We start from the raw sequence: 25,508 nt of genomic DNA on the forward strand, positions 1-25,508 counted from the left end.
GGCGGGGGAGCGGCGGCTCGGGGTGGTGGGAGCTGCGTGGGGCGTTAGTTGACGGTCCAGGTGTCGGTGCCGGTTAGGAGGGATTGGAGGTCGCCGGTGCCCTGGGACTCCTTGGAGGTGGTGACCTGTTGGCGGACCAGGTCGTCGTAGGCCGGGCGGTCTACGGAGCGGAAGACGCCGATGGGGGCCCGGTGGAGGACGCCGGCGTCGGTGAGGCGGGAGAGGGCGAAGGCGTACGCCGGGTCGTCGGCGTGGGCGTCGTGGATGACCAGGTCGGCCTCGCCGCCGGGCAGTGAGGCGACTTCGCGGACCGCGAGGGAGGCGAAGCCGTCGCGGACGACGCCGAGGCGGCCGTCGGTGCCGAAGCGGATGGGTTCGCCGTGGACCAGCGGGATGATCGCGTCGTCGCGGGTCTCGGGGTTCTTGAAGGCGTCGAAGGCGTTGTCGTTGAAGATCGGGCAGTTCTGGTAGATCTCGACGATCGCCGTACCGCGGTGGGCCGCGGCCTGCCGCAGTACGTCGGTCAGGTGTTTGCGGTCCGAGTCGATGGTGCGCGCCACGAAGGTCGCCTCCGCGCCGAGCGCCAGCGAGACCGGGTTGAACGGGTTGTCGACCGAACCCATCGGCGTCGACTTCGTCACCTTGCCCGGCTCCGAGGTCGGCGAGTACTGGCCCTTGGTCAACCCGTAGATCCGGTTGTTGAACAGCAGGATCTTCAGGTTCACGTTGCGCCGCAGCGTGTGGATCAGGTGGTTGCCGCCGATCGACAGCGCGTCGCCGTCGCCCGTGACGACCCAGACGCTCAGGTCCGGCCGCGCCACCGCGAGCCCGGTCGCGATCGCCGGCGCGCGGCCGTGGATCGAGTGCATGCCGTACGTCGACAGGTAATACGGGAACCGTGAGGAGCAGCCGATCCCGGAGACCATCGCGACGTTCTCGCGCTTGATCCCCAGCTCCGGCAGAAACCCTTGAAAAGCAGCCAGTACTGCGTAGTCGCCGCATCCCGGGCACCACCGGACCTCCTGGTCCGACACGTACTCCTTGCGGTTCTGCGGCTCGTCGGCGGCGGGAACTCCCCTCAGACCGGGCAGCCCCAGATCGATCGAGGTCATCGTGCTCCCTCCGGGTTCAGGTGGCCGTTCGCGGACGGATGGCCGTTGTGGCCGTTGTGAGCGATCGGATCGTGCAGGGCCTCGCCGTGGGTGACAGCAGCCGCGTCGGCGCCGAGGTGACGCGCGTCGTCGTCGATCCCCTCGGTCTCCTCGACCAGGTTGCCGATCACCTCGGCGAGTTCGGCCGCGCCGAGCGGCATGCCGCGGACCTGTGCGTAAGACACCACGTCGACCAGGTACTTCGCCCGCAACAGCATCGCGAGCTGCCCGAGGTTCATCTCCGGCACGAGCACCTTGTCGTAAGAGCGAAGGATGTCGCCCAGGTTCGGCGGGAAGGGGTTCAGGTGCCGCAGGTGCGCCTGCGCGATCTTCCCGCCCACCTTGCGAACGCGCCGGCAGGCAGCACCGATCGGCCCGTACGTCGAACCCCAGCCGAGCACCAGCACCTTCGCCGTACCGTCGGGGTCGTCCACCTCCAGCGGCGGGACGGTGATGCCGTCGACCTTGGCCTGGCGGGTGCGGACCATCAGGTCGTGGTTGGCCGGGTCGTAGGAGATGTTGCCGGTCTTGTCCTCCTTCTCCAGACCACCGATGCGGTGATCGAGCCCCGCCGTACCGGGAACGGCCCAGGCACGCGCCAGGGTCTCCGGATCGCGCAGGTAGGGAAGGTAGACCGGCTCACCCTTGTCGTTGGTCGCGTTGGGCGACGTCGTGAAGTTGGGGTCGATCGTCGGCAGGTTCTCGATCACCGGGATCTGCCACGGCTCGGAGCCGTTCGCGAGGTAGCCGTCGGACAGCACGATCACCGGCGTGCGGTAGGTGACGGCGATCCGGGTCGCCTCGATCGCGATCGCGAAGCAGTCCGCGGGGGACTGGGCCGCGACCACCGGCAGCGGGGCCTCGCCGTTGCGGCCGAACATCACCTGCAGCAGGTCGGCCTGCTCGGTCTTGGTCGGCATACCGGTCGACGGGCCGGCCCGCTGGATGTCGCACACCACCAGCGGCAGTTCGAGCATCACGCCGAGGCCGATCGTCTCCGACTTCAGGCTGATCCCCGGACCGGACGACGTGGTGACACCGAGCGCGCCGCCGAACGAGGCGCCCAGCGCCGCGCCGACACCGGCGATCTCGTCCTCGGCCTGGATCGTCGTCACGTCGAACCGCTTCAGCTTCGACAGCTCGTGCAGGACGTCGGACGCCGGGGTGATCGGGTAGGCGCCGAGCACCAGCGGCATCCCGGCTCGCTGAGCGCCCGCCACCAGGCCGTACGCCAGCGCGAGGTTGCCCGAGATGTTGCGGTACTGACCGGTCGCCATCGGCGCGGGCTTCACCTCGTAGCGGACCGAGAACTCCTCGGCCGTCTCGCCGAAGTTGTAGCCGGCCCGGAAGGCCGCGATGTTCGCGTCCCGGATGTCCGGCTTGCCGGCGAACTTGGACTCGAGGAAGTCGATCGTCGACTCGACCGGCCGCTGGAACAGCCAGGACACCAGGCCGAGCGCGTACATGTTCTTCGCCCGGGACGCGTCCTTGCGGGTCAGCCCGAACTCCTTGACCGACTCCACGGTCATCCCGGTCAGGTTCAGCGGTACGACGTGGTACGCGTCGAGCTCGCCGGTCTCCAGCGGGTTCTCGTCGTACCCGATCCGCTTCAGGTTGCGCGCGGTGAAGTCCGCGGTGTCGATGATCAGGGTGGAACCGCGCGGTACGTCGCGCAGGTTCGCCTTGAGCGCGGCGGGGTTCATCGCGATCAGCACATCGGGCGCATCACCGGGCGTGAGGATGTCGTGGTCGGCGAAGTGCAACTGGAACGACGACACTCCCGGCAGAGTCCCGGCTGGTGCCCGGATCTCGGCTGGGAAGTTCGGCAACGTCGACAGATCGTTGCCGAACGATGCCGTTTCCGCTGTGAATCGGTCCCCCGTGAGCTGCATCCCGTCACCGGAGTCACCGGCGAACCGGATCACCACGCGGTCGAGCTGCCTGACCTCGATGGTCACTGTTCTGTTCATCTCCAAGTCGAGCTTGGGCCGGCCGGAGCTCTCGTGGAGTCAGCCGATCCCCCCGGGTAAGGGCGATACCCCCATATTAGTTCGCCCTTAGTACGGAACCATGCGAAACCTCGTGCAGTCCACAGCCTGGGATCAACCGATGCCCACCGGCCCGGCAGTGGTTTGATGCGCCCTTCGCGGTCCCGCCTCCAGCGCGTACTACGTGCGTGGGCCTGGCCGGCCTGAGGTCACTGCGAGCAGTCGCTCGCTTGCCTTCTGCAGTCAATGCGTGCAGGGTGTCGTCATGAATTCGTGATCTACCCCGGGATCCACCCGGGCTCGAGGAGTTTCGCCATGGGCCTTCGCCCGATCGCCGCCGGCCTGATCACCGCGGCCCTGCTGACCGCACCGCTGACCGCCTGCGGTGCGACCCCGTTACCGGCCGAGAGTTCGCTCTCGCTCCAACGCAGCCAGGTGGCCACACAGGCCGCGGCTCCGGTCCGGACCGTGAAGATCACCAGCCTTCGGACGACCGACTACACCAAAGGCACGCTGACCGTCGCGGGCACGCTCACGCCGGCGCCGGCAGCCGGTTCCCGGATCGCCTTCCAGCGCTGGTCGGCGACCGCGGGCTGGCAGGAGATCGGCCACGCGAGCTCGTCCGGCACCCAGGTGACGATCTCGGTGAACCAGCCCGGCTCGATCCGGACCTACCGGCTGGCGATCGGCCCACAGGCGCCGTACGCCGCTGCCGCTTCTGCGCCGACTGGCTTCTACCACTACGTCTGGCGGGGCATCTACAAGAAGCCGCTGCTGGCCACCGGCGGCAAGGGACACCCGCAGTACAACGTGGTCCCACCGTCCGAGGCGCCGCGCCGGGCCGAGGCGGAACTGCTCGCCGACAAGGGCGGCGTGGTCTGGGGTGACATCAACAGCGCGGGCTGCACGTGGGTGAAGAACTGGCTCGGCAACATCACGGACGGCACGATCCGCGCGTCGCTGCTGAACGGCAGCACGGTGCTGGGCACTCTCGACCAGGCTCAGGAGACCGAAGGCTGGCTGAACCGGAAGATCACCGGCGTCACCCGCCTGCGTCTGCAGGTCGCCGACGTGAGATCCGGCTACGGCCCGCAGGTCGCCACCGACTCGATGCTGCTCTGCACCAACTGACAGGTCGTACGAACTAAAGTGGACCAGGTGTCAGAGGCCTACGGAGTTGTCGCGGCGATCCTCGTGCTGGGGCTCGGCGGCCTGATCGGTGCGTTCGCGCTGAACCGTGCCCTCACCGTCACCTACCCGACCGCGGAGAAACTCAAGACGTACGAGTCGGGCGTGGACCCGGTCGGCGAAGGCTGGGCGCAGGTTCACATCCGCTACTACCTCTACGCCTACCTGTACGTCATCTTCGCCGTCGACGCGGTCTACCTCTTCCCCTGGGCGGGCGTCTACGCGGCCCTGGGTCTCTCGTCGCTGGTCGAGATGTTCGTCTTCCTCGCTTTCGTCACCGTCGGCCTGCTCTATGCCTACCGCAAAGGCGTCCTCACCTGGACCTGACGGCGGTGACTGTGAGTCACCTGCCTCCGCAGGGAACTATCGTTGCTTGCTCACCCTGAGTGATTGCTTCCGACAACAATATCGATCAGATGCCTTGTTATGTCACGGATTGCAATTGGGGCATCGCCAATTCGTCAGAACAAGGTTATGGTGATTACTCGGGGACACGGGGCGAATACGGGGTGGTGAGGCATGTCTTGGCAACTCTGGGTATTGATTGGACTGGCTGTCGCGGGCGTGGTCGGGATTTTCGCGTGGCGGCTTCGGCACGCTCAAGAAGTCTTCGACCGGATCGTCCGGCAGACCGATCCAGCCGCTGACGAGGTCGCACGCCGCCGCCTCGCCCGCACACCGGCCCCACGCCGCATCGTCGGTCACCTGCCCCACATAGCAGTCCACTCCCGCCGCCACCACTAACACCGGCTCGCACGGCACAGACGCCGGCGCGGCTGTCCGGGGGTAGTGGGTCAGGTGTCGAGGAGGCCGTCGCGGCGGGCTACGGCGGCGGCTTCGGTGCGGGAGCGGACGCCGAGTTTGGCGAGGATGTTGGAGACGTGCACGCTGACCGTCTTCTCGCTGATGTAGAGCTCGCGGGCCAACTGCCGATTCGTCCGGCCTTCGGCCAGCAACGCAAGCACCTCGGTCTCACGAGCGGTCAACGCCGCAGGTCCTTCTCCTGCCTCTGCCCCGCCGAGTTCGTCGAGCAGCGGTTTGGCGCCCAGCGCCCGCGCCACCTCGGCCGCGAGTTGAGCCTGCTCGTGCGCCTCGGTGATCCGCCCGCCCGCACGCAGAGCCGCCGACAGATGGACCCGTGAGCGTGCCTGCTCGAAGACATAGCCGTAGCCGAAGGCGTCGACCGTCCGCTGCCAGGTCGCGACGTGCTCATCGGCCGACGGCGGATCGATCCCCGCCAGCCACCGCAGCCGCTCCCACTCCGCCTCCAGCCTGGCCAGCCAAGCGATCCCCTCGACCCCGAGCACGCGCCCGGGCGGCAAGCCCTTCTCCGCTGTCGCCTGCCCGTCGGCCAGCAGTTCCGCGCCGCGCGCGACCAACTCAGCAGCGGCAGTCGGTTCACTCACCACCCGCTGGCACAGCAACTGCAGGCCGAGTGCGGAGAACCGGATCTTCGCCATGAACCACTCGGTCTGGAACACCTCGGCGCACAACGCGGACACGTCGGCGATCAGCTTCTCCGCCTCGGCGACCTGATCCAGCGCACGATAGGCATCCACCGCGGGCTGCAGTCCGATGATCGGCAGCATCACATCGAGCGACCACCACTTGCGCAGCCGCTCCAGGTCCTCGGCGACCGCGGTGTCGCCGCGGCCGCCTCGCACAGCCAGGGCCACTCCTCGCAACGACGCCTCGGCCGCCACCGGTGTCATCGTGTCGACCCGGGCCGTCTCGGCAGCGCCGTCCCAGTCGCCCAGGATGAACTGGGTCAACGCCAGCATCCGGCGAGCGTCGAACCCATAGGCGGCCCACTGACGCCCGAGCTCACCTGCCCGGTGCCACGCGTTCTCCATGGAAGCCCTGGCGTTGATCAGGTCGCCCTGCTCGTACTGCGTCGAGCCGAGCAGGAACCTGCTGCGTACTTCGGCCGCCGAGTCGCCGGCCAGCTGAGCCCGTACGGCGGCTTCCTCCAACTGCTTCACCGCGATGACGGGATCACCGGCCTGGCGGCGCAGCAGAGCGAGGGTGATCCCGGCGTCGCCGGCCGCGGCCTCCTGACCGATCTCGCGGGCGATCTGGACCGCCTCGAGCGCCCAGCGCTCCGCCTCCATCGGCCGGCCCAGCTGGTAGCAGACATTCGCGTACAGCGAGACGACCTGGGCCTTGAAGACGCTCGCCGGCTCGTCGGAGGTCAGCCGCAACGCCTGCGACACAGCCTCGTGCGCTTCCTGGTCATGGTCGATGTAGAGCGCGATCTCGGCCAGCGGGATCAAGAGCTGAGCCCGCTGCAGGCGCGGTGCGTCGGCCGGCAGCTCGGCCAGGGCCTTGCGGAGCAGCTTCAAGGCCCGAGGTTGCTGGGCCGACAACGCGGCCGCCCTTGCTGTCTCGACGATCAGCCAGGTCTTGTCGATGCTGGCGTCCCCGGCCGCGTTGGGATAGAGCTCGAGCGCCATCTCGTAGTGCTTCAGCGCTTCCTGCGGGGCCGCGACCGAGATCGCCTCCTGCCCGGCCCGCACCCGCGCTTCGAAGGCGGTCGCCAGATCGTGGGAGCGGGTGGCGTGCCCGGCCAGCTCGGCCGCAGTACCGGCGACCGTCTGGTCTTTCAGTGCTTTCGCGTACGCCGCGTGTTGGCGCACCCGCTCGCCGGGGAGCAGGTCGTCGTAGACCGCCTCGGCCAGCAGCGCGTGGCGGAAGTAGTAGCTCGCGTTGCCCGGGTGCTCGATGATGTGCGCGTCGATGAGCTCCCGGAGCGCGGCGTCCAGCTCCCGATCGGGTAGGCCGGCCACCGAGGTCAGCAGGGTGTGCGGAACCCGGCGCCCGGCGACAGCGATCACGCGGGCCACCTGGCGGGCGTCGTCCGACAGCGGGTCGAGCCGGACCAGGAGGAGATCGGCCAGATCCGGCGGTACGGCGTCGGCGTCACCCATCGACGCGGCGGCGACCAGCTCCTCGGTGAAGAAGGCGTTCCCGCCGGCGCGCTCGAGGATTCGGCGTACCTCCACCTCGGACAGCGGCTCGGTGGTCAGCTCGTTGAGGAGCGTCAGCGACTCGTCGGCGTCCAGCGGAGCCACGTTCACCCGGCGGACCCGCGGGATGCGGGACCACTCGGCGATCGGGCGGCGGAGCGGGTGCCGCCGGTGCAGGTCGTCGCTGCGGTAGGAGATCACCAGCGCGAGTCGCTGCGAGGTGAGCCGGGTGAGCAGGAAACCGATCAGGTCCCGGGTCGAGTCGTCGGCCCAGTGCGCGTCCTCGATGATCACCAGCAGCGGCTCGCTCGTCGACAGCGCGGTGAAGGCTCCGAGCACCGCGTCGAAGAGCGCGGCGCGGTCCAGTTGACCTTCCTGCGGAACGGCCGGGGCGCCGATCAGCCGGTGCGTGGGCAGCAGCCGGCCGATCGCCGGGAAGTTGTTCAGCACGCTGTCGACCACGTCCGGTCGTTCACCGGCCAGCCGGCCGAAGATCTCGGTGAAGGCCAGATACGGCAGGCCGGCGTCGCCGAAGTCGGTGCAGTGCCCGACCAGGACACCGAACCCGCGCTCGTGAGCGCCGGTGGCGACCTCGTCCAGCAGGCGGGTCTTGCCGACGCCGGCGTCGCCGGACAGCAGAACGGCGCCGGCGCGACGCGTTTTGGCGTCGTCGACGGCGCTGAGCAGGGCGACCATCTCGGTCGAGCGGCCGACGAGAGGTGTCGAGTTCCAGGGCACGACGTCCATCTTCGCCCCTGGAGCCGACACAATTCGACGGCATCCCGTCCGCGCGGCGTCCGCGGCCGCACCAACGACTGTCCGGACAGCTGTTCCGGCACCTGTTTTCCGCCCGGCGCCCGGAGAAAGAACACCGTCCCCGACCTGAGCTATCTGGTCGGGGACGGTGGTCACGGCGTTCATGCGGCGTGAGTGGGTCGCAGGGCCCGGCGCGCGTGCCGCGGTTCGGGCTTAGGGGCCCGCTCCTGGCTCTCGGTGCGGGCGGTGGCCCGGAACTCGCGCTTGGTCCGTTCGCGTCGGTAGGCGGTCTCCGCCTGGATCGATTGCGTGGTGATGAACATGGTTGCCTCCCCTCAGGCGTTCTTGGTGAACAGGTGGACGAGGTGCCGGCGGGCTCCGGTACGGCGAGCCGTCCGGCCGTAGTCGCGGGCGAGACGCTCGCGGCGGTAGCTGACCTCGGCCTTGACGCTGTCGGTGGTGAACATTTCTTGTGCCTCCTGGTTGTTTCGGCTCCTTGCCGATGCCCCTAATCTGCTCGCCTGAGGAGGACCCGCACATCGGACTTCCTCCCTATCCCCGCCCCTAGGCGCTCACTAGGGAGTCCTCGTCAACCGGGTTCACCCCCTAGGACCCCCTCCGGTACGCCGTACGCCAACCACCCGGTGAGGCTCGGGAACGCGCGGCGTGGTGAGGAGGAAACGTGGCAGCGTGGTGGGGCCGGGACGCGGAGGCGTGGTGGGCTGGGAACGCGAAACCGCGGTGAGGCCCGGAACACGGCAGCGCGGCCGGGTTCCGGTGGGAACCTCGGCCGCGCTGGGGATGGGTGGGGGTGGGGGTGGACGGGCGCTCACATCGCGTGCCGGGCCTGGACCGCCGGGCGGCAGACCGGTTGCGGAGTGGCCTTCGGGGCGGGCTTCTTCTGGAACCAGAGCGGGCGCTGGAAGTCCCGCTTGATCCGCTCCTGACGGTAGGCGATCTCCGCGTCGAGGTACTGCGACGAGTAGAACAACATCATGGTGTCCTCCGGGAGCTGGTCGATGCGACGACTCTGCTCGCCTGAGGAGTACGGGCACATCCGCACAACTCCCTATCCAGCGCCCTAGGTCCGTCGGGGCCTCCCTAGTGCGCCCTTAGGAACCCCTCCAGCCCCGCTCGCGACGGCCCGGTAGCCGGTCCTCGGCGCGTGACCGCAAGAGCCGCCGCCGCATTGGCCCACCGAGCGGCCTCGGCCGGTTCCTTGCCCTCGGCAATCCCCGCCAGGAACGCCCCCGAATGAGCATCCCCGGCCCCGTTCAGATCCACCGCCTCCACCGCGAACCCGGCCACGCTCACAACCTCGCCCTGTACTCCGAGTAGGCACCCAGCGCGTCCCACCCGCACCAACACCCTGCCCGCACCGAGTTCGGAGCTCCTTCCCGCTCTCGCCATCAGAGCTCTGGCCGCTTCGGTGGGGTCGTTCGAGCCGGTCATCGCCTGTGCTTCGGTGGAATTGCAGCTGAGCCAATCGGCCCGGGCGAGGACGGGTTCGAGGGTGGTTGAGGGGATGTCGGCAACCAACGGACCGGGATCGAAGAAGACCTGGACGCCGGCCGGGATCGTCGGCAGCCAGCGGATCAAGGCGTCTCGGTTCGCGTCGTGGAGCAGGCTGTAGCCGGAGAGATACACCAGGTCGTCGAGCCCCGGCTGAAAGAGATCGGTACTGCGCAGCGTCGCCTCCGCGCCGGGGCTGGTGACGAAGGTGCGTTCGCCGGAGGAATCGACGAGGGTGACCACGAAGCCGGTGTCCAGGCCGGTTCTTGCCGGCAGCAACCAGTCGATCCCCTCGGCGAGCAGGGCGGCCCGCGCCCGATCGCCGAAAGGTCCGGTGCCGAGCGCACCGGCGTACAGGGTGGTCAGGCCGAGGCGGGCGGCGGCGGCCATGACGTTGAAGCCGCCGCCGGGCGAGGTCGTCGTACTGGAGGCGATGACGTCACCGCCGCGGGCCGGAAGGTCGCCGACGGTGAGGACCAGGTCGACGACGACGTTGCCGAGGTGGACCAGTCTCATGCGTCGCGTACTTCGAGGAGCCGGCGGGCCAGGTCGTCCAGCCGCAGGTTGTTGACCAGGGCAACGGTTTGCCGGGCGTCGGCCGGGAAGGCCTCGACGCCGTGGCAGGCGCCGGCGATCGCGCCGGCGATGGCGGCGATGGTGTCGGTGTCGCCGCCGAGCGAGGCGGCCAGCCGGCAGACCAGCCATGGATCGTCGGGGTAAGCGGCGAGGACGGCGAAGGCAGCCGGTACGGACTCCTGGCTGGCGAGGCTGGTGCCGACCAGTTCGTACACCAGTGCGGACACGGCGCCCGGCCGAGGAGGGGTAGTACCAGGCGCCGTGTCGATCAGGGGAGTGTCGATGAGAGAGGTGGTGACCGGGGGCTGGCCGACCAGGGATGAGGTGACCAGGGAGGTGGCCCATCGGATGCGGGTGGCGACGTCTGCGCCGGCTGTCCAGTGGCCGTGGTCGGCCGCGTCGGAAGCGGCCCGGATCGCGATGGGAATCGCTTCAGCGACGGTGGCGCCGTCGATGCCGGCGCTGACCGCTGCCGCGACGGCTGCTGCGGCCGACAGGGCGAGACCGGTGTTGTGGGTCGCCGCGCTCGCCGCGAGCACGCGATCGAGCAGCAGACCGTCAGAGCCGAGCGAGGTTGCGATGCCGACGGGGGCGATGCGCATCGCGGCGCCGTTGGTCGTGCCGAAGCGGCCGGTCTCGGTGATGTCGGTGCCGGCGAGCAGTTCGTCGATTGCACGCTTGGTGGAAGGGCCGAGGAGGTCGAGCGAGCCGCGGGCGCGCATCGAGTCTTCCCAGGCCAGGAGCCTGCGTGCCAGTTCGTGGCCGTCGATCTTGCCGCGGGAGGAGACCACCAGTTCGCCGAGGAGGATCGCCTGTTCGGTGTCGTCGGTGATCGCGCCGGCAGGCATGCCCGCCGCCAGTGGCTGGTCGTCGGGCGCCGGATGAAAGCCGTCGAGCAGTTCGCCGTACCGCTCGACGATGAGGGCCCTGGGCAACGATTGGGTCGGCATGCCGAGGGCGTCGCCGATCGCCAGACCGTAAAGGGCACCGGCGGCGCGCGCCGTACGGGTAGGGGTCACTGGGTGGTTCCGGTGTAGGTGTGGCTGAGTTCGAAGTGCTGCGGATCCAGCAGGCTGTCGACCTGCTCGGCGAAGCGGTCGTCGGCGGTCCAGCTCGTTCGGCGGGTGTGCAGGAACCAGGTGCCGGGCGGTCGCTGCAGCAAGGCGGCCTCTTCGGCGTCGAGAGGGCGGCCGCGGAGGCGTTGCCGGCCGTGGTCGAGGTGGAGACCGGCGTGCCCGAGGGTCGCGATGATCGAGTCGTTCAGCAGTCCGCGCGACGGCAGGTCGCGGAGCTCGCCGATCGCGGGGATGCGGCTGCGTTCGATCGAGATCGGTTCGCCGCCGATGATCACCCGGAGCCGCTCGATCACGATCAGGTCGGGCGATTCCAGGCCGACCCGCTCGGTCAGCACCGGGTCCTGCACGAGCGCGAGCCGTAGTACGCGGACCTGGGTCTCGACGCCTTGGGCTGCCAGGGCGTGCGTCCAGCCGAGCCGGTCGTCGAGAGGGCGGCCGTCGAACAGGACGAACGACCCCTTGCCGGTCCGGGTGGTGATCAGCCCGTCCTCGTTCAGTACGGCGAGCGCCGAGCGGACCGTGTTCCGGCTGACGGCGAACCGTTTGGCCAGCTCGACCTCGCCCGGCAGTTGGTCCCCGTGCCCGACCCGGCCGGAGCGGATCTCCCGGGCCAGGATCGACGCGATCCGCTCGTGTTTGAGGTTCACGCCACGGATCACTGCTGCCCCGCGCGGTTCACCAGCTCGTCGACCGTGACGACCTCGAGCATGGGGGAGTAGAGGCGCATCAGATCGATCGCCTTGCGGTGGCTGGCCTCGTCCACTCCGGCGCACGCGTCCTCGACCACCTGTACTGCGACGCCCGCATCGACCGCGGCCAGGGCAGTCGTGAGCACGCAGCAGTCCGTGGTCACCCCACTGAGCACGAGGTGCCCATTGGCGGCTGCCGCGAGTTCAGGACCCCACTTGCCGAAGGTCGTCTTGTCGAGCGTCGGGGCACCGCGGAACTCGTCGACCAGCTGGTAGGCGTACGAATCGGGCGGCTGGAGCGCGAACGGCCACTGTTCGTAGTACGGGATCCACGAGCCGGTCGGGTGCTCGGGCGCGATGAAACGGGTGAAGACGACGTCCTCGCCGAACAGCTCGACCAGTCGCTGGGTCGGTTTCACCACCCGCTGGAAGTCCGGCGTGGCCCAGCCGCTCTCGGGTTCGGCGAAGATGCGTTGCAGGTCGATGACCGCGAGCACCATCAGGCCGTCACCTCCTGTGCTTGGACGGTACGACGCCCGGCCGCCAGCTGGACGACGAAGGCGACGACCAGCGCGAACAACACGCCCAGATTGGCGAAGGCCCAGTTCCCCTGCTTGCCGCCGAGTCCGAGCGGGCCGAGCAGATAACCCTGCCAGGTCAGCCAGTGCGCGCCGGCGTTGGTGACCAGGCCCCAGCCGATCGCGGTCGTCACCACGATGATTGCTATCGGCAACCAGCGGATGTCGCCGTACCGGCCGGTGCGGTCGAACAGGTCGGCCTCGGCGTAGTCGCGGCGGCGGCTCGCGATGTCGGCGAGCATGATGCCGCACCAGGCCGCGACCGGGACGCCGAGCGTGATCAGGAAGCCGGTGAACTGGCCGAGGAACTCGTCGCCGAAGAACACCACGTAGACGGTGCCGGCGATCATGATGACTCCGTCGACGAAGGCCGCGACGTACCGCGGTACCGGCAGGCCGACCGAGAGCAGCGCGAGCCCGGACGAATAGATGTCCAGGACGGCACCGCCGACCAGGCCGAGGACGGCGACGATCACGAACGGCACCAGGAACCACGTCGGCAGCGCCTCGGCGAGAGCGCCGATCGGGTCCGCGGCGATCGCGGCTGACAGGTCCGTCGACGAACCGGCGAGCAGCAGGCCGAAGACCAGCAGCACGATCGGCGCGAGCGACGAGCCGAACGTTGTCCACCCGACCACGCCGGCACTGGACGACGAGCGCGGCAGGTACCGCGAGTAGTCGGCCGCCATGTTCACCCAGCCGAGGCCGAATCCGGTCATCAGGAAGACCAGCGCGCCGATCACCGCCTGGGTCGAGCCGTTCGGCAGGTCGCTCACCTTGCTCCAGCTCACCTGGTCCGCGACGAGCACGATGTAGACGACGGTGAGCACGCCGGTGACGATGGTGATGACCGTCTGCATCCGCATGATCAGGTCGAAACCGAGCACGCCGCCGGCAACGATCAAGGTGCCCACGACAACGAGCGCGATCACCTTGGTGATCCCGCCGCCGCCCCAGCCGAGCCGCTCGAACACGGTCGCCGTCGCGAGCGTGGCGAGGATGGTCAGCACGGTTTCCCAGCCGACCGTCAGCAGCCAGGAGATGAGCGAGGGCAGTTTGTTGCCCCGTACGCCGAAAGCCGCGCGGCTCAGCACCATGGTCGGAGCGGACCCGCGCTTGCCGGCCAGCGCGATCAGGCCGCAGAGCAGGAACGAGAAGACGATCCCGGCCAGCCCTGCGATCACGGCCTGCCAGAACGAGATGCCGAAGCCGAGCGCGAACGCCCCGTAGCTCAGCCCGAGCACCGACACGTTGGCGCCGAACCACGGCCAGAACAGCTGACTCGGCCTGCCTTTGCGGTCCGCGTCGTCGATGACGTTCAACCCGTTGAGCTCCACCTGCAGAGCCCGCACCTCGCCCGGCTCGACCTGCACCTGATCGGTCATCGGCTCTCCATCGCTCATCCCGGAATGAACCTGTTCAGTCCTGTTCAATCAAGCTACGACGCTGCCCTGTCCCGGTCAAGAAGATTTGAGCTGGAGGCTGCTGTCCTCCCGCACCGACTTCCCCGGGCGGACCATGATGGGCCCATGCCGAACAGTGCTGCTGTAGACGGGTTCTCGTTGGCGTACGACCGGGACGGTGAAGGGCCTGCCGTGGTGTTGCTGCACGGCTGGCCGGGGGATCGGACGGACTACCGGCTGCTGGCGCCGATGCTGGTGGAGCAGGGGTGCGAGGTCGTCGTACCCGATCTGCGGGGGTTCGGGGAGTCGGACAAGCACGAGGCCGACGCGGCGACGCAGTACGGGGTTGCTGGGCAGGCGCGGAGTGTCTTGGGGTTGATCGAGGAGTTGGGGCTCGAGCGGCCGGTGCTGGCCGGGTACGACGTCGGCAGCCGGATCGCGCAGGCGATCGCGCGGAGCCGGCCCGACGCGATCCGTGGGCTGGTGGTGGCGCCGCCGTTGCCGGGGATCGGGAAGCGGGTGTTCTCGGAGCACGCGCAAGCGGAGTTCTGGTACCAGGCCTTCCACAAGTTGCCGCTGATCGAGGAACTGGTCGACGGGAACGCCGACGCGGTACGGGCTTATCTGCGGCACTTCTGGACGCATTGGTCGGGGCCCGGGTTCGAGCCGTCGCTGGACCACTTGGTGGAGGTCTACTCGGCTCCCGGCGCTTTCACGGCGTCGATCAACTGGTATCGGGCGGGAGCCGGGTCGGTCGCGACGTCGGCTGCCGAGACGGCGCCGGCGCGGTACGACCGGATCGGCGTACCGACGGTTGTGTTGTGGCCCGAGTTCGACCCGCTGTTCCCGCGGGCGTGGTCGGACCGGCTGGACGACTTCTTCAGCGACGAGCGGCTCCGGTTCGTCGACGGGGTCGGGCACTACGCGCCGCTGGAATACCCGGAGATCCTCGCGGAGGAGATTGTCGGACTAGGCTGAGCCCATGCCTGACAGTCCGGTCCATCTGCCGACGCCGACCGTCCGGCCGGCGGTCGGTGCGCTGGCGAAACTGGCGCCCGAGCCGGTCCGGTACCTGCTCAACTGGGGCCGCAAGTACTCGCTCTGGGTGTTCAACTTCGGGCTGGCCTGCTGTGCGATCGAGTTCATCGCGGCCTCGATGGGGCGGCACGACTTCATCCGGCTCGGCGTCATCCCGTTCGCACCCGGGCCGCGGCAGGCCGATCTGATGGTGGTGTCCGGCACGGTGACGGACAAGATGGCGCCGGCGATCAAGCGGCTCTACGACCAGATGCCAGAGCCGAAGTACGTGATCTCGTTCGGCTCGTGTTCGAACTCGGGCGGACCGTACTGGGATTCGTACTGCGTGACGAAGGGCGTCGACCAGATCATCCCGGTGGACGTCTACGTGCCGGGCTGCCCGCCGCGGCCGGAGGCGTTGCTGCAGGGGATTCTCAAGCTGCAGGAGAAGATCGCCGGCGAGAACGTCACCAGCCGGTACGAACCGTCGGCCGGCGCACTGACCCGCGGCCTCGTCGCCCCTGGCCAGGGCTCTTCCATCGCTCCGGACGCCTCGAGTGCCTCGGGCTTGGGGGCTTCTGAGTCCGGTGGTACTTCGGGTTCCGCGCGTGACGGGGTGGGCTCGGAGTGAGCGACGAGGTGCTTGCCGCGTTGAGCGCGGCGGGGATCGAGGCGACTGCCTCCGACAGTTTCGGCCCGCAGGCGTACGACGTACCGGCTGCTGCGTGGGTCGCGGCACATGAGGTACTGCGGGACGAGGTCGGGCTGACCTTCTTCGACTTCCTGACCGCGAGCGACGAGCTGGGTGACGGGTTTCGGGTGGTCACGCACCTGGCCGACTTCTGGGGCGGTTCGCACGTCGAGCACCTGATGGTGCGGACGCTGGTCCCGCGGGCGACGCCGCAGCTCGCGTCGCTGGCCGAGGTGTACGCCGGCGCGAACTGGCACGAGCGCGAGACGGCCGAGATGTTCGGCATCACCTTCGACGGGCACCCGAACCTCGTCCCGCTCCTCCTCCCCGACGGCTTCGAGGGCAACCCGTTGCGCAAGGAGTTCGTCCTCGCCTCCCGCGTCGCCAAGCCGTGGCCGGGCGCCAAGGAACCAGGCGAATCCGACCACGCCCCCACCTCCAAACCAGGCGCCCCCAGCCGCCGTCGCACCCTCCCACCCGGCGTCCCCGACCCCGAATCCTGGGGCCCCCGCCCACCCGGCACCCCAGACCCAGACCCGCTCGCTCCGGCCTTGGCAGCCTCCACCCCCGCCCGCCCCCGCCGAGCCGCCGGCGAACGCCGCACCCGCACAGCATCCCCACCAGCCGACGCGTCCTCCCCACCGGCCGACGCGTCCTCCGCACCGGCCGACGCGCCTTCTCCGCCAGCCGACGCGCCTTCTCCGCCGGCGGAGGCGTCCGCTCCGCCAGCCGACAGGCTCGCCCCACCCGCCGACGCGTCCACTCCGCCAGCCGTCCCACCCGCCGACGATCCGTCCGACCGCGGTAGCGAAACTCCGGACGCCTAGGCCGGGCTCCACAGCCGAGCGCGTAGCCGCCCGCGATTCACGGGGTCAGTTGGAAGGCGGTGGCGTGTTCTTGGGCCCAGGTGCGGTAAGTGAGGGCCGGGCGGCTGAGGAGGGTGGGGACTGTGGGGCTGACTGGTTCCGGGTTGGTGACCAGGGAAGCCCAGTAGGCGACCGAGGTTTCGGCGAGGGTGGGGTCGGCGCCGAGGGCGAGCATGGCCTGGCGGGCTTCGGCTGGGGTCTGTTCCTCGATGCGCATTGGTTTGCCGGTGACCTCGCTGAGGATGGTGATCTGCTGGGTCTGGGTGAGCACCTCGGGACCGGTCAGCACATATTTCTGGCCGATGTGTTTGTCGTCCAGCAACGTGACGACCGCGACCGCGGCGATGTCGCGCTCGTGGATCAGCGACCGCCCGGCCTCGGGCGACGCAACCCGTACGACGTCTCCGCGGCGGAACTCGGCTGCCCAGCCGAGCGTGTTGACCGCGAAACCACCAGCGCGCAGGTACGTCCAGTCCGAGCCGACCAGCAGGTCCTCGATCTGCCCCCAGACTCCGTTCGCGGCCGGCGGTCGATCGTCGCGCACGCTCATCGAGGACAAGTAGACGACCCGCGAGACCTGCTCGGTCAGGGCCGCGACCACGGGCCGTGCACCTTCGGCGCTGAACGACGGCCACAGAAAGAACGCAGCATCCACCCCGGTCGCGGCCCGCTCGACAGCCGCCTCGTCGGTGATGTCGCCCTGCACAACCTCAACAGCCTCGGGCAGCGCGGCACCCGCCGGATTGCGAACCAGCGCGCGCACCGTAGTACCGGCTTCCAGCAGGCCCTGTACTACGTGGCGCCCGACGCGCCCGGTCGCTCCGGTGACGAGGATCGTGGTCATTCCAGCTCCTTCAGACGGTTGTTTCTCCACACCCTGCGACCTCAACATTGGTTCAGGTCAAGCCGGACTCGGTAGGGTTCGGTCATGCTCGAGTTCGTGGTGCGGGTCGTCGGCGTGCTGGTCGCGTTCCTGGTGACGCCGTTGCTGGTCGGCCAGGCCGAGCACAAGGTGATGGCGCACATGCAGTCGCGGCTCGGGCCGATGTACGCCGGTGCGTTCCACGGCTGGGCGCAGCTCGTCGCCGACGGGGTGAAGTTCGTCCAGAAGGAGAGCGTGACCCCGGCCGCCGCGGACCGGCGGGTCTTCGAGTGGGCGCCGATCGTCGCGATCCTGCCGTACATGGCGGCGATGGCCGCGATCCCGATCGCGCCCGGCGTCGTCGGCGCGGATCTCGACTCCGGCCTGTTCTTCGTCCTCGCGGTGATGTCCGTCGGCGTGCTCGGCTCGCTGATGGCCGGCTGGGCCAGCGGCAACAAGTACAGCCTCCTCGGCGGCCTCCGCGTCGCGGCCCAGCTGATGAGCTACGAGTTGCCGTTCGTGCTGTCGGCAGCCAGCGTCGCGGTGGCCGCGGGCACGCTCAGCCTGAGCGGCATCGTCCACCAGTGGAACCCGTGGTGGATCCTCTGGCAGCTGCCCGGCCTGATCGTGTTCTTCATCGCCGGCCTCGCCGAGTTGCAGCGGCCGCCGTTCGACATGCCGGTCGCCGACTCGGAGGTGATCTTCGGTCCCTACACGGAGTACACCGGACTCCGCTTCGCCATGTTCTTGCTCGCCGAGTACGCCGGGATCGTGGTGCTGGCCGGCCTGACCACAGTGCTGTTCCTCGGCGGCTGGAGCGGTCCCGGACCGGACGGCCTCGGCTGGGTCTGGACCGCGATCAAGGTCGCCCTGGTCTCCCTCGTCGTCATCTGGGTCCGGGTCGCCTTCCCCCGCATGCGCGCCGACCAACTCCAGAAACTGGCCTGGCAGGGCCTCGTCCCCTTGGCCCTGCTCCAACTGGCCCTCACCGGCATCGGCGTCGCAGTCTTCTACTGAGTCCCACGACGCACTACGACGCCGCCGGTACTACGGCGTCGCCAGCGCCTCGGTCGGCGCGAGCCGTGACGCGCGGATCGCCGGGTAGAGGCCGGCCAGGCCGCCGATCACCAAGGTCGACGCGAAGCCGCCGAGCAACGCCCACACCGGGATCACCGTCAGCCAGTTCTGGTACGCCGCGTACCCGGCGGTGACTCCGCTGCCCAGCACAGCTCCACCAGCACCGCCCAACGCGGACAACAGCAACGACTCGGTCAGGAACTGCGTCCGCACCTGCCCCCGGGTAGCGCCCAGGGATCGCCGCAGGCCGATCTCGGCCCGGCGCTCGAGCACGGAGATCACCATGATGTTGGCAACGCCGACCCCGCCGACGAGCAGTGCGACCGCACCGAGTCCGAGCAGCAGCCCGGTGAACGCCTCACCAGCGGCCTGCTTCGCCGCGAGCGCATCGGACGGACGCGACACCTCGACCTCGTTCGGCGCCTCGGGGTTCGCGGTAGCCCCGAGGACCGAGCGGACCGCGTCGACCTGGGAGTCGCGGGACCGGGTGTAGATCCTGGTCGGGTGGCCGTCGAAGCCGAGGGTCGAGTCTGCCGCCGGCCAGCCGATCAGCGCGGCGCTGTCGAGTTCGGGAGCGAGCGCGGCCGGCTGGAGGATTCCGATCACGGTGAACCAGCGGTTGCCGATCAGCACCTGGGTGTCCGGCCGGCTGATCCCGAGCCGTTCGGCCGCGGCGGAGCCGAGCACGGTCGCCGGGTACCTGCCGGTCGCCGCGTCGAGCCAGCGGCCGCTGCGAAGGGTGCCGCCGACCGTGGTGAGCAGGTCGACGCGGGCGGCGTACGGGACGATTCCGTTGGTTTCGACCGCGGGGATCCGGTCGGTGCGGTAGACGTTCCTGTCGTCCACGCGGCCGATCGCGGACTGCTCCAGGACCGGGCCGATCCGGCCGACCATCGCCTCGGCGGTCAGCGGCAACTGCGCCTGTGATCCGGTCAGCGTCGTGCCGGGAGTGACGGTCAGCAGATTGGTGCCGAGGGCATCGAGGGTGTTGTTCAGCTCTGCCTGCGAGGACGAGGAGATGCCGACCACGGAGACCATCGCGCCGATCCCGATCGCGATCCCCAGTGCGGACAGGAACGCTCGCAGGGGCCGCGTCCTCAGCCCCACCGCGCCGACGCGTACGACATCTCCTGCCCAGAGCCGGGCTGGACGCAAGACCTCGTGCGGCCTCACCTCAGCCGCCGCCATCAGGCGGCCTCGGGAAGCAGGTGGCCGTCACGCATGGCGAGCCGGCGGGGGAGCGAGGCGGCGATGTCGCGATCATGGGTGATGACGACGACCGTCGTACCGGCGGTGTTGAGGTCGCGGAGCAGTTGCATCACGCCGGCACCGGACACCGAGTCGAGTGCGCCGGTCGGCTCGTCCGCGAGAAGCAGCGCGGGGTCGCCCGCGACAGCGCGGGCGACGGCGACCCGTTGGCGCTCGCCGCCGGAGAGTTCGTGCGGTCGGTGGTGCAGTCGATGTCCTAGACCGACGCGTTCCAGCGCGGCCTCGGCCCGGCGACGTCGTTCGCCCCGGCGCAGACCGGAGTACAGCAACCCGTCCGCGACGTTGTCCAGGGCCCGTACGCCGGCCGCCAGGTGGAACTGCTGGAACACGAAGCCGATCCGGCTCGCCCGCAAGGCCGACAAACCGGCGTCGGACAGCCGCGCCACGTCGTACCGGTCGATCCGCACCCGGCCGGTGGTCGGTCGGTCCAGTGTGCCGAGCACGTTCAGCATCGTCGACTTGCCGGACCCGGACGGTCCGACGATCGCGACCAGTTCGCCCGTCTCGATCCGCAACGACACACCCGCCAGCGCGCTGACCCCGCCCGGATAGGTCTTGGTCACGTCGGTCAGCTCGATCACTTCGGCACCCCCACTTTGATTCCGGCGGCGATCCCGGCGCCGCTGATCTCGACCCGTCCTCCCGCGAACATCCCGGTCTTCACCGGCACGTACCGCGAACCGTCGGCGCCGACGACCTCGACGCCGAAACCGCCCTCCTGCAACGCGAGCAGCGCGGCGACCGGGACGGTCAGGACGTTCTTCCGCTCCGAGGCCGTGAACTCCACAGCGACCGAGGCGGGCGCCGGCGCCTTCTGGTTGCTGATGGCAACAAGTACTTCGAACTTCGTCGTCGGCTCCTGTTCCGGCGCGGTGGCCGGGACGATCTTGGTGGACACCTCGTCGATCCGGCCCGCGACCGTACTGTCGTCGGGCAAGGTGGCCGACACCCTGGCGCCCCGCTTCGCCAGCCGCTGATCGGCCGCGTCGAGTTCGACGGTGACAGCCTTGGTCGTGCCGGAGTAGCTCAACACCGGCTGTCCGGGCGCGATCGGCGCGCCCTGTGAGGCCGCGAGGCTGTCCACCCGCACCGGGCCGTCGGTGAAGACGACCTGGCCGAGTTCGACCGCCCCTGTCTCGTCGAAGCCGCGGTCGTCCTGCCACTCCTCGACCGCGTCGGCCGTGGCCGACGTGTACTCGTCGTCCACCGTGAACCCGGTGTAGCCCAGATTCTTGAGGTTCTGCTCGAGTTGCAGGACATCTGGCCCCTCGCTGCCGACTGCAAGCCGCCGGTACGCCGGCAGGCCGCCGTACATGATGCTGGTGGGTTCGTTGTTCACCTTGTAGAGCGCCTGGCCGCGGCTGAGCGCCTGGCCGGTCTCAGGGAGCCAGGTGATCGTGCCGGGCCTGCGGCTGACCGCGGACGTCGTGGTGCCGTAGCCCAATTCGCCGTCGACGGTCTCGCTGTCGGTGAGGGTCTGGCGGGTCACCTCGGCCGTCTTGGGCGGCAGAGCAGCGGTGTCCTTGTCCGCGGCCTGACTGCTGTCCGACCGGCTGAGCAGAACGGCTGTCAACGCGCCACCGGCTGCGAGCGCCACTACGACCAGTACTGCGCGCCGCGGCATCACTTGCCCGCCAGGATGGGCTGACAGGTCTCCTGCGCCTTCTGCAGATCCGGGTCGTCCGCGGTCGCCTTGTCGATCACGATCCCGCGCTGACCCGGCTTCGGGTCCGGGAACTTCTCGACGCCGTTCTTCCGCATGCACTCCGCGAACTTCCGCCCGTTCTCCTCCGCCTGAGGGTTGGCATTGTTCGATCCGTCGGCCTGCGGGTCGTACTGCTTGCAGGCCTCCATGGCTTTGTCGACGTCCTCCTTGCGGATCCCGCTACTGGGGTCGAGCTTGAGCTGGATGCCCTTGCCCGGTTCGGGATCCTTGACGTCGATCCCGTTCTCGCGCAGGCATTGGGCGAACTTCACGCCCTTCTCGTCCTGGCTCAGGCTCGCCGGCGCACTGCTCGGGCCGGTCGCCGCCTGGCTGCCGTTGCCCGAGGCCACCTGCTTGTCCTCGGCCCCGGACCCGCAACCGGTCAGGGTCATGGCCAGGACGATCGCGGCCAGGGCGCCGAGGGTGTGCTGTCGCTTCACGGTGTCTCCTTCTGAGTTGGCTGACCTGCCCCAGCCAAGGGGGACCGGCGTTTCCCTGGCGTTTCCACTGGTCGCTAACGCGGAGGAAACACCGCGGTCGGCGATCATGGGAGAACCGAGGAGAGGGGGCGGTCGAATGCGGGTACTGGTGGCCGAGGACGAACCGTTGCTCGCGGCAGCGATCGCGGAGTGGCTGCGCGACGAGGCGCACGCTGTCGACCTGGCCGCCGACGGCTCGGCCGCGCTCGAACGGCTGACGGTCAACGAGTACGACGTACTGGTGCTGGACCGGGATCTCCCGCGCGTCCACGGGGACGACGTCTGCCGTGAACTGGTGGCGTCCGGGTCGACCACCCGGGTACTGATGCTGACGGCCGCGGCGGCGATCAACGATCGGGTGGAAGGGCTCGGACTCGGTGCCGACGACTACCTGACCAAGCCGTTCGCGTTCGCCGAACTGGCTGCTCGCGTGCAGGCACTGGGCCGCCGAAGCCGCCCCGCCGATCCACCGGTACTACGGCGTAGCGGGCTGACGTTGGATCCGGCTCGGCACGAGGTGTTCCGGGACGGCCGCTATGTGCCGCTGGCGAAGAAGGAGTTCGCCGTACTGGCCGAGCTGCTGCGGGCCGACGGGGCCACGGTGTCTGCTGAGCAGTTGCTGGAGAAGGCCTGGGACGAGCATGTCGATCCGTTCACCGGCGCTGTGCGACTGACGATCCTCAAGCTCCGCCGCAAACTCGGCGAGCCCGCGGTGGTCGAAACCGTCACGGGAGTGGGGTACCGGATCCCGTGAAGCATCTGTCCCTTCGCGCCCGGCTGACCCTGATCTACGGCGGGCTGTTCATGGTGGCCGGCGTGCTGCTGCTCGGCCTGACCTACGCGCTCTTCAGCCAGCAGCTCTCGTCGGACCATCGGGTGATCGTCAAGGGCACCTACCTGACGCCCGCTCCGAGCGGCGCGACGCCGGCCAAGCAGCCACAGAAGGAGCTGGTCGTCCTCAACAGCGCGGGTGACGTCCTGACCGGACCTGACGCCGAGCGGGTGATGAACGAGCAGCGCGACCAGTTGCGGTCGGCCGCCACGAAGTCCTTGCTGACTCAAGGCGGGATCGCGCTCCTGCTGGTCGGCGGTCTGGCGGCCGGCTCCGGCTGGCTGGTGGCGGGGCGGGTGCTCGCGCCGCTTTATCGCGTCACCGATACGGCCCGCCGGATCGCGACGGCACCGGCCGCCGGACGTGGGCTGCACGAGCGGATCGCGCTCAGCGGGCCGGACGACGAGGTGAAGAATCTCGCCGACGCGTTCGACACGATGGTGGAGCGGCTGGACCACTCCTTCGACGGGCAGCGCCGGTTCGTCGCGAACGCCTCCCACGAACTTCGGACGCCGCTCACCGTCGGCCGGGCGCTGGTGGAGGTCGCCATGCACCGGCGATCGGCCTCGGAGGATGTGAAGCAGTTGGGCGAGAGTCTGCTGGCGATCAACCACCGGCACGAGCAGTTGATCAGCGGCCTGCTGATCCTCGCCGATTCGGAGAAGGAGCTGACGGACCGCTACCCGGTGAACCTGGCCGATGTGGTCGGGCACGTGGTGGCCCAGTCCGCCAGCGAGGCGGGCGCCGCCGACGTCGAAGTACGGGCTGATCCGGGGGATGGGCCGACGTCGGGGGACGCGTTGTTGCTCGAACGGCTGGTGCACAACCTGGTCGAGAACGCGATCCGGCACAACCAGGCCGGCGGGTGGGTCGAGGTCAGCAGCCGGCGTACGGCCGATCAGGTGGAGGTCGAGGTGGCGAACAGCGGGGCCGACATCCCGCCGTACGAGGTGGAAGGGTTGTTCAAGCCGTTTCATCGGCTGAACGACGACCGGCTGGTCTCGGCGAAGGGCGCCGGGCTGGGGTTGTCGATCGTCCGGTCCGTGGCCGAGGCGCACGGTGGATCGGTCAAGGCCCGGGCGCGTGAGGGTGGTGGACTGGTGGTGGTCGTGACGTTGCCTGTCGATCCGGGGTGAACCCGTTCGTGTAGTGGGTGGGACCGAATCTCTGGAGGACCTCATGAAGAAGTACCTGCTCAGCATCTATCAGCCGGACGGCCCGCCGCCGGAGCCGGCGGTGCTCGAACCGATCATGAAGAACCTGACCAGCCTGGCCGACGAGCTCCGCGCGGCCGGGGCCTGGGTGATGGACGCGGGGCTCCATCCGCCGGAGTCGGCGACCGTACTGCGTGCCGCGGGTGACGAGTTGCTCGTCACGGACGGCCCGTTCACCGAGGGCAAGGAGCACCTCGGCGGGTTCATGATCATCCAGGCCGAGGACCTCGACGAGGCGCTGGACTGGGCCCGCCGACTCGCCCGGATCCTCGAGCCGCTGTCGATCGAAATCAGACCCGTCGTCTGATGCATCCTTCTACAGCGGACATCGCGGGTGTCTTCCGGGCCGAGCACGGGCGCGCGGTCGCCGTACTGGCCCGGGTGTTCGGCGACCTGGACATCGCGGAGGACGCAGTACAGGAAGCGTTCGCGGCGGCTGTGGAGAAGTGGCCGGACGCCGGGCTGCCGCCGAGTCCGGCCGGGTGGATCATCATGACCGCACGGAATCGCGCGATCGACCGGTTGCGGCGCGAGGCGTCGCGGGAGGACAAGCACGCGCAGGCGGCATTGCTGCATGCCCAGGACGAGCCGCTGGAGGAGGGCGTTGTGCGTGACGACCGACTGCGATTGATCTTCACCTGCTGCCACCCGGCGCTCGCCTTGAACGTCCGCGTGGCCTTGACGTTGCGGTTGCTCGGCGGCCTCACCACTGCGGAGATCGCCCGTGCGTTTTTGGTGCCTGAAGCAACGATGGCGCAGCGGCTGGTGCGGGCGAAGGCGAAGATCCGTACGGCGGGGATCCCGTACCGGGTGCCCTACGAGGCTGATCTGCCGGAGCGGGTGCGCGGCGTACTGGCTGTCGTCTACCTGATCTTCAACGAGGGGTACGCCGCTTCGTCGGGCGACGAGCTGATCCGCTCCGAGCTCTGCCTCGAGGCGATCCGGCTCGGCCGGCTGCTCGTCTCGCTGATGCCAGACGAGCCTGAGGCGGTCGGTCTGCTCGCGCTCATGCTGCTGCAGGAATCCCGCCGGCCGGCGCGGGTCGGGCCGGACGGTTCGCTGATCCCGCTGCCGCAACAGGACCGCTCACTGTGGGACCGGGGCTTGGTCTCGGAGGGTCAGGATCTCGTACGCCGTTGCCTTCGCCGAGGCGCGCCAGGTCCGTACCAACTGCAGGCAGCCATCAATGCCGTCCACAGCGACGCGACTTCGGCCTCCGACACAGCGTGGGACCAGATCGTCCAGCTCTACGACCACCTGCTGGCCCTCACCCCCACCCCAATCGTCGCCCTCAACCGAGCAGTCGCCGTCGCCGAGCTCGACGGCCCCCTCGCGGCCCTCGCCCTCATCGACGACCTAGACCTCGGCAACTACTACCTCTTCCACGCCATCCGAGCCGACCTCCTGACCCGCCTCCACCGCCTCCCCGAAGCCGTCGCCGCCTACGACACAGCCATCACCCTGACCACGAACACCACCGAAAAGGCCTTCCTCACCCATCAACGCGCGCAGGTGACCAATCCGTAGCAGCCGGCTCACCCTGCCCTTCCATCGCCCGGATCAACAGCTGATATATCGCCATCGGTCGAAGGTACGGGTCGCTACAGTCCGGT

The 25,508-nt window shown here is 69.2% G+C and carries 26 protein-coding genes; 10 read left to right on the forward strand and 16 right to left on the reverse strand.

Annotation, left to right across the window (positions count from 1 at the left end):
* Positions 1-44 precede the first annotated feature (44 nt).
* Both EV138_RS21385 and EV138_RS21390 read right to left on the reverse strand, forming a co-directional pair.
* Entirely contained in the window at positions 45-1,112 is a 1,068-nt protein-coding gene (locus EV138_RS21385; RefSeq protein WP_133980617.1) for a 2-oxoacid:ferredoxin oxidoreductase subunit beta, read from the reverse strand.
* Positions 1,109-3,121: a 2-oxoacid:acceptor oxidoreductase subunit alpha gene (locus EV138_RS21390; RefSeq protein ID WP_238158269.1), complete on the reverse strand. Its 2,013-nt coding sequence runs from the start codon at positions 3,119-3,121 to the stop codon at positions 1,109-1,111. The genes EV138_RS21385 and EV138_RS21390 overlap by 4 nt, the downstream gene beginning before the upstream one ends.
* Before the next feature lie 333 nt (positions 3,122-3,454).
* Here EV138_RS21390 and EV138_RS21395 point away from each other — a divergent pair, with 333 nt between their 5' ends.
* Positions 3,455-4,270, forward strand: coding sequence for a hypothetical protein (locus EV138_RS21395; RefSeq protein ID WP_133980618.1), 816 nt, complete (start codon positions 3,455-3,457; stop codon positions 4,268-4,270).
* A 27-nt stretch (positions 4,271-4,297) separates the two neighbouring features.
* Positions 4,298-4,654 (forward strand): NADH-quinone oxidoreductase subunit A, encoded by a 357-nt coding sequence (locus EV138_RS21400; RefSeq protein ID WP_238158270.1) that lies wholly within the window; start codon positions 4,298-4,300, stop codon positions 4,652-4,654.
* 467 nt (positions 4,655-5,121) lie between these two features.
* Here the strand turns inward: EV138_RS21400 and EV138_RS38490 are convergent, their stop codons facing one another.
* The 9 genes from EV138_RS38490 to EV138_RS21435 form a co-directional block, all read right to left on the reverse strand.
* Positions 5,122-8,040: a helix-turn-helix transcriptional regulator gene (locus EV138_RS38490; RefSeq protein ID WP_133980620.1), complete on the reverse strand. Its 2,919-nt coding sequence runs from the start codon at positions 8,038-8,040 to the stop codon at positions 5,122-5,124.
* 170 nt (positions 8,041-8,210) lie between these two features.
* On the reverse strand, positions 8,211-8,372 hold the full coding sequence (locus EV138_RS37350) for a hypothetical protein (RefSeq protein ID WP_166678651.1): 162 nt from the start codon (positions 8,370-8,372) through the stop codon (positions 8,211-8,213).
* A gap of 12 nt (positions 8,373-8,384) precedes the next feature.
* Entirely contained in the window at positions 8,385-8,516 is a 132-nt protein-coding gene (locus EV138_RS38410) for a hypothetical protein (protein ID WP_255513716.1), read from the reverse strand.
* Positions 8,517-8,878: 362 nt separating this feature from the next.
* Positions 8,879-9,106: a hypothetical protein gene (locus EV138_RS21410; RefSeq protein ID WP_133980621.1), complete on the reverse strand. Its 228-nt coding sequence runs from the start codon at positions 9,104-9,106 to the stop codon at positions 8,879-8,881.
* Positions 9,107-9,150: 44 nt separating this feature from the next.
* The gene (locus EV138_RS21415) at positions 9,151-10,077 is read right to left on the reverse strand and encodes a PfkB family carbohydrate kinase (RefSeq protein ID WP_133980622.1); all 927 of its coding nucleotides are present in this window, start codon (positions 10,075-10,077) and stop codon (positions 9,151-9,153) included.
* Positions 10,074-11,156, reverse strand: coding sequence for an ADP-ribosylglycohydrolase family protein (locus tag EV138_RS21420; protein ID WP_133980623.1), 1,083 nt, complete (start codon positions 11,154-11,156; stop codon positions 10,074-10,076). Before EV138_RS21420 ends, EV138_RS21415 begins: the two co-directional genes overlap by 4 nt.
* Positions 11,153-11,860, reverse strand: coding sequence for a GntR family transcriptional regulator (locus tag EV138_RS21425; protein WP_133980624.1), 708 nt, complete (start codon positions 11,858-11,860; stop codon positions 11,153-11,155). The genes EV138_RS21420 and EV138_RS21425 overlap by 4 nt, the downstream gene beginning before the upstream one ends.
* A gap of 8 nt (positions 11,861-11,868) precedes the next feature.
* Positions 11,869-12,402 carry a cysteine hydrolase family protein gene (locus EV138_RS21430; protein ID WP_133980625.1) on the reverse strand — a complete coding sequence of 178 codons (534 nt, stop codon included), beginning with the start codon at positions 12,400-12,402 and terminating at the stop codon, positions 11,869-11,871.
* Positions 12,402-13,865 (reverse strand): purine-cytosine permease family protein, encoded by a 1,464-nt coding sequence (locus EV138_RS21435; protein ID WP_133980626.1) that lies wholly within the window; start codon positions 13,863-13,865, stop codon positions 12,402-12,404. Before EV138_RS21435 ends, EV138_RS21430 begins: the two co-directional genes overlap by 1 nt.
* Before the next feature lie 144 nt (positions 13,866-14,009).
* On the opposite strand from EV138_RS21435, the gene EV138_RS21440 reads away from it, so the two are divergent.
* The 3 genes from EV138_RS21440 to EV138_RS38495 are packed head-to-tail and all read left to right on the forward strand — an operon-like array spanning position 14,010 to position 16,418.
* The gene (locus EV138_RS21440) at positions 14,010-14,861 is read left to right on the forward strand and encodes an alpha/beta fold hydrolase (protein WP_133980627.1); all 852 of its coding nucleotides are present in this window, start codon (positions 14,010-14,012) and stop codon (positions 14,859-14,861) included.
* A 4-nt stretch (positions 14,862-14,865) separates the two neighbouring features.
* Positions 14,866-15,531: an NADH-quinone oxidoreductase subunit B gene (locus tag EV138_RS21445; RefSeq protein WP_133980628.1), complete on the forward strand. Its 666-nt coding sequence runs from the start codon at positions 14,866-14,868 to the stop codon at positions 15,529-15,531.
* Entirely contained in the window at positions 15,528-16,418 is an 891-nt protein-coding gene (locus EV138_RS38495) for an NADH-quinone oxidoreductase subunit C (protein ID WP_305000174.1), read from the forward strand. Before EV138_RS21445 ends, EV138_RS38495 begins: the two co-directional genes overlap by 4 nt.
* Positions 16,419-16,455: 37 nt before the next feature.
* Here the strand turns inward: EV138_RS38495 and EV138_RS21455 are convergent, their stop codons facing one another.
* Positions 16,456-17,301: an SDR family oxidoreductase gene (locus tag EV138_RS21455; protein WP_133980629.1), complete on the reverse strand. Its 846-nt coding sequence runs from the start codon at positions 17,299-17,301 to the stop codon at positions 16,456-16,458.
* An 84-nt stretch (positions 17,302-17,385) separates the two neighbouring features.
* On the opposite strand from EV138_RS21455, the gene EV138_RS21460 reads away from it, so the two are divergent.
* Positions 17,386-18,336 (forward strand): complex I subunit 1/NuoH family protein, encoded by a 951-nt coding sequence (locus EV138_RS21460; RefSeq protein WP_133980630.1) that lies wholly within the window; start codon positions 17,386-17,388, stop codon positions 18,334-18,336.
* A 30-nt stretch (positions 18,337-18,366) separates the two neighbouring features.
* On the opposite strand, the gene EV138_RS21465 is transcribed toward EV138_RS21460, so the two are convergent.
* Genes EV138_RS21465 through EV138_RS21480 form a run of 4 tightly spaced genes read right to left on the reverse strand, consistent with a single transcriptional unit; the run spans position 18,367 to position 21,810 of the window.
* Positions 18,367-19,584, reverse strand: coding sequence for an ABC transporter permease (locus tag EV138_RS21465; RefSeq protein ID WP_133980631.1), 1,218 nt, complete (start codon positions 19,582-19,584; stop codon positions 18,367-18,369).
* Positions 19,584-20,246 carry an ABC transporter ATP-binding protein gene (locus EV138_RS21470; protein ID WP_133980632.1) on the reverse strand — a complete coding sequence of 221 codons (663 nt, stop codon included), beginning with the start codon at positions 20,244-20,246 and terminating at the stop codon, positions 19,584-19,586. Before EV138_RS21470 ends, EV138_RS21465 begins: the two co-directional genes overlap by 1 nt.
* Entirely contained in the window at positions 20,243-21,289 is a 1,047-nt protein-coding gene (locus EV138_RS21475) for an efflux RND transporter periplasmic adaptor subunit (RefSeq protein ID WP_133982044.1), read from the reverse strand. The genes EV138_RS21470 and EV138_RS21475 overlap by 4 nt, the downstream gene beginning before the upstream one ends.
* Positions 21,289-21,810, reverse strand: coding sequence for a hypothetical protein (locus EV138_RS21480; protein WP_202866784.1), 522 nt, complete (start codon positions 21,808-21,810; stop codon positions 21,289-21,291). The genes EV138_RS21475 and EV138_RS21480 overlap by 1 nt, the downstream gene beginning before the upstream one ends.
* Positions 21,811-21,946: 136 nt before the next feature.
* Between EV138_RS21480 and EV138_RS21485 the strand changes: the two genes are divergently transcribed.
* Genes EV138_RS21485 through EV138_RS21500 form a run of 4 tightly spaced genes read left to right on the forward strand, consistent with a single transcriptional unit; the run spans position 21,947 to position 25,422 of the window.
* On the forward strand, positions 21,947-22,603 hold the full coding sequence (locus EV138_RS21485) for a response regulator transcription factor (RefSeq protein ID WP_133980633.1): 657 nt from the start codon (positions 21,947-21,949) through the stop codon (positions 22,601-22,603).
* Positions 22,600-23,817 (forward strand): sensor histidine kinase, encoded by a 1,218-nt coding sequence (locus tag EV138_RS21490; RefSeq protein ID WP_238158271.1) that lies wholly within the window; start codon positions 22,600-22,602, stop codon positions 23,815-23,817. The genes EV138_RS21485 and EV138_RS21490 overlap by 4 nt, the downstream gene beginning before the upstream one ends.
* A 43-nt stretch (positions 23,818-23,860) precedes the next feature.
* Positions 23,861-24,202: a YciI family protein gene (locus EV138_RS21495; RefSeq protein ID WP_133980634.1), complete on the forward strand. Its 342-nt coding sequence runs from the start codon at positions 23,861-23,863 to the stop codon at positions 24,200-24,202.
* A complete protein-coding gene (locus EV138_RS21500) occupies positions 24,202-25,422 on the forward strand; it encodes an RNA polymerase sigma factor (RefSeq protein WP_133980635.1) in 1,221 nt (406 codons plus the stop codon). Before EV138_RS21495 ends, EV138_RS21500 begins: the two co-directional genes overlap by 1 nt.
* Positions 25,423-25,508 lie beyond the last annotated feature (86 nt).

The sequence above is a fragment of the Kribbella voronezhensis genome (assembly GCF_004365175.1).
GTDB classification, from domain to species: domain Bacteria; phylum Actinomycetota; class Actinomycetes; order Propionibacteriales; family Kribbellaceae; genus Kribbella; species Kribbella voronezhensis.

Excerpts from the sequence above, each read along its gene's own strand:
- EV138_RS21385 (WP_133980617.1), bottom strand. The coding sequence starts at position 1,112 with ATGACCTCGATCGATCTGGGGCTGCCCGGTCTGAGGGGAGTTCCCGCC.
- EV138_RS21390 (WP_238158269.1), bottom strand. The coding sequence starts at position 3,121 with ATGAACAGAACAGTGACCATCGAGGTCAGGCAGCTCGACCGCGTGGTG.
- EV138_RS21395 (WP_133980618.1), top strand. The coding sequence starts at position 3,455 with ATGGGCCTTCGCCCGATCGCCGCCGGCCTGATCACCGCGGCCCTGCTG.
- EV138_RS38490 (WP_133980620.1), bottom strand. The coding sequence starts at position 8,040 with ATGGACGTCGTGCCCTGGAACTCGACACCTCTCGTCGGCCGCTCGACC.
- EV138_RS37350 (WP_166678651.1), bottom strand. The coding sequence starts at position 8,372 with ATGTTCATCACCACGCAATCGATCCAGGCGGAGACCGCCTACCGACGC.
- EV138_RS38410 (WP_255513716.1), bottom strand. The coding sequence starts at position 8,516 with ATGTTCACCACCGACAGCGTCAAGGCCGAGGTCAGCTACCGCCGCGAG.
- EV138_RS21410 (WP_133980621.1), bottom strand. The coding sequence starts at position 9,106 with ATGTGCCCGTACTCCTCAGGCGAGCAGAGTCGTCGCATCGACCAGCTC.
- EV138_RS21415 (WP_133980622.1), bottom strand. The coding sequence starts at position 10,077 with ATGAGACTGGTCCACCTCGGCAACGTCGTCGTCGACCTGGTCCTCACC.
- EV138_RS21430 (WP_133980625.1), bottom strand. The coding sequence starts at position 12,402 with ATGGTGCTCGCGGTCATCGACCTGCAACGCATCTTCGCCGAACCCGAG.
- EV138_RS21435 (WP_133980626.1), bottom strand. The coding sequence starts at position 13,865 with ATGACCGATCAGGTGCAGGTCGAGCCGGGCGAGGTGCGGGCTCTGCAG.
- EV138_RS21440 (WP_133980627.1), top strand. The coding sequence starts at position 14,010 with ATGCCGAACAGTGCTGCTGTAGACGGGTTCTCGTTGGCGTACGACCGG.
- EV138_RS21445 (WP_133980628.1), top strand. The coding sequence starts at position 14,866 with ATGCCTGACAGTCCGGTCCATCTGCCGACGCCGACCGTCCGGCCGGCG.
- EV138_RS21455 (WP_133980629.1), bottom strand. The coding sequence starts at position 17,301 with ATGACCACGATCCTCGTCACCGGAGCGACCGGGCGCGTCGGGCGCCAC.
- EV138_RS21460 (WP_133980630.1), top strand. The coding sequence starts at position 17,386 with ATGCTCGAGTTCGTGGTGCGGGTCGTCGGCGTGCTGGTCGCGTTCCTG.
- EV138_RS21465 (WP_133980631.1), bottom strand. The coding sequence starts at position 19,584 with ATGGCGGCGGCTGAGGTGAGGCCGCACGAGGTCTTGCGTCCAGCCCGG.
- EV138_RS21475 (WP_133982044.1), bottom strand. The coding sequence starts at position 21,289 with ATGCCGCGGCGCGCAGTACTGGTCGTAGTGGCGCTCGCAGCCGGTGGC.
- EV138_RS21485 (WP_133980633.1), top strand. The coding sequence starts at position 21,947 with ATGCGGGTACTGGTGGCCGAGGACGAACCGTTGCTCGCGGCAGCGATC.
- EV138_RS21495 (WP_133980634.1), top strand. The coding sequence starts at position 23,861 with ATGAAGAAGTACCTGCTCAGCATCTATCAGCCGGACGGCCCGCCGCCG.
- EV138_RS21500 (WP_133980635.1), top strand. The coding sequence starts at position 24,202 with ATGCATCCTTCTACAGCGGACATCGCGGGTGTCTTCCGGGCCGAGCAC.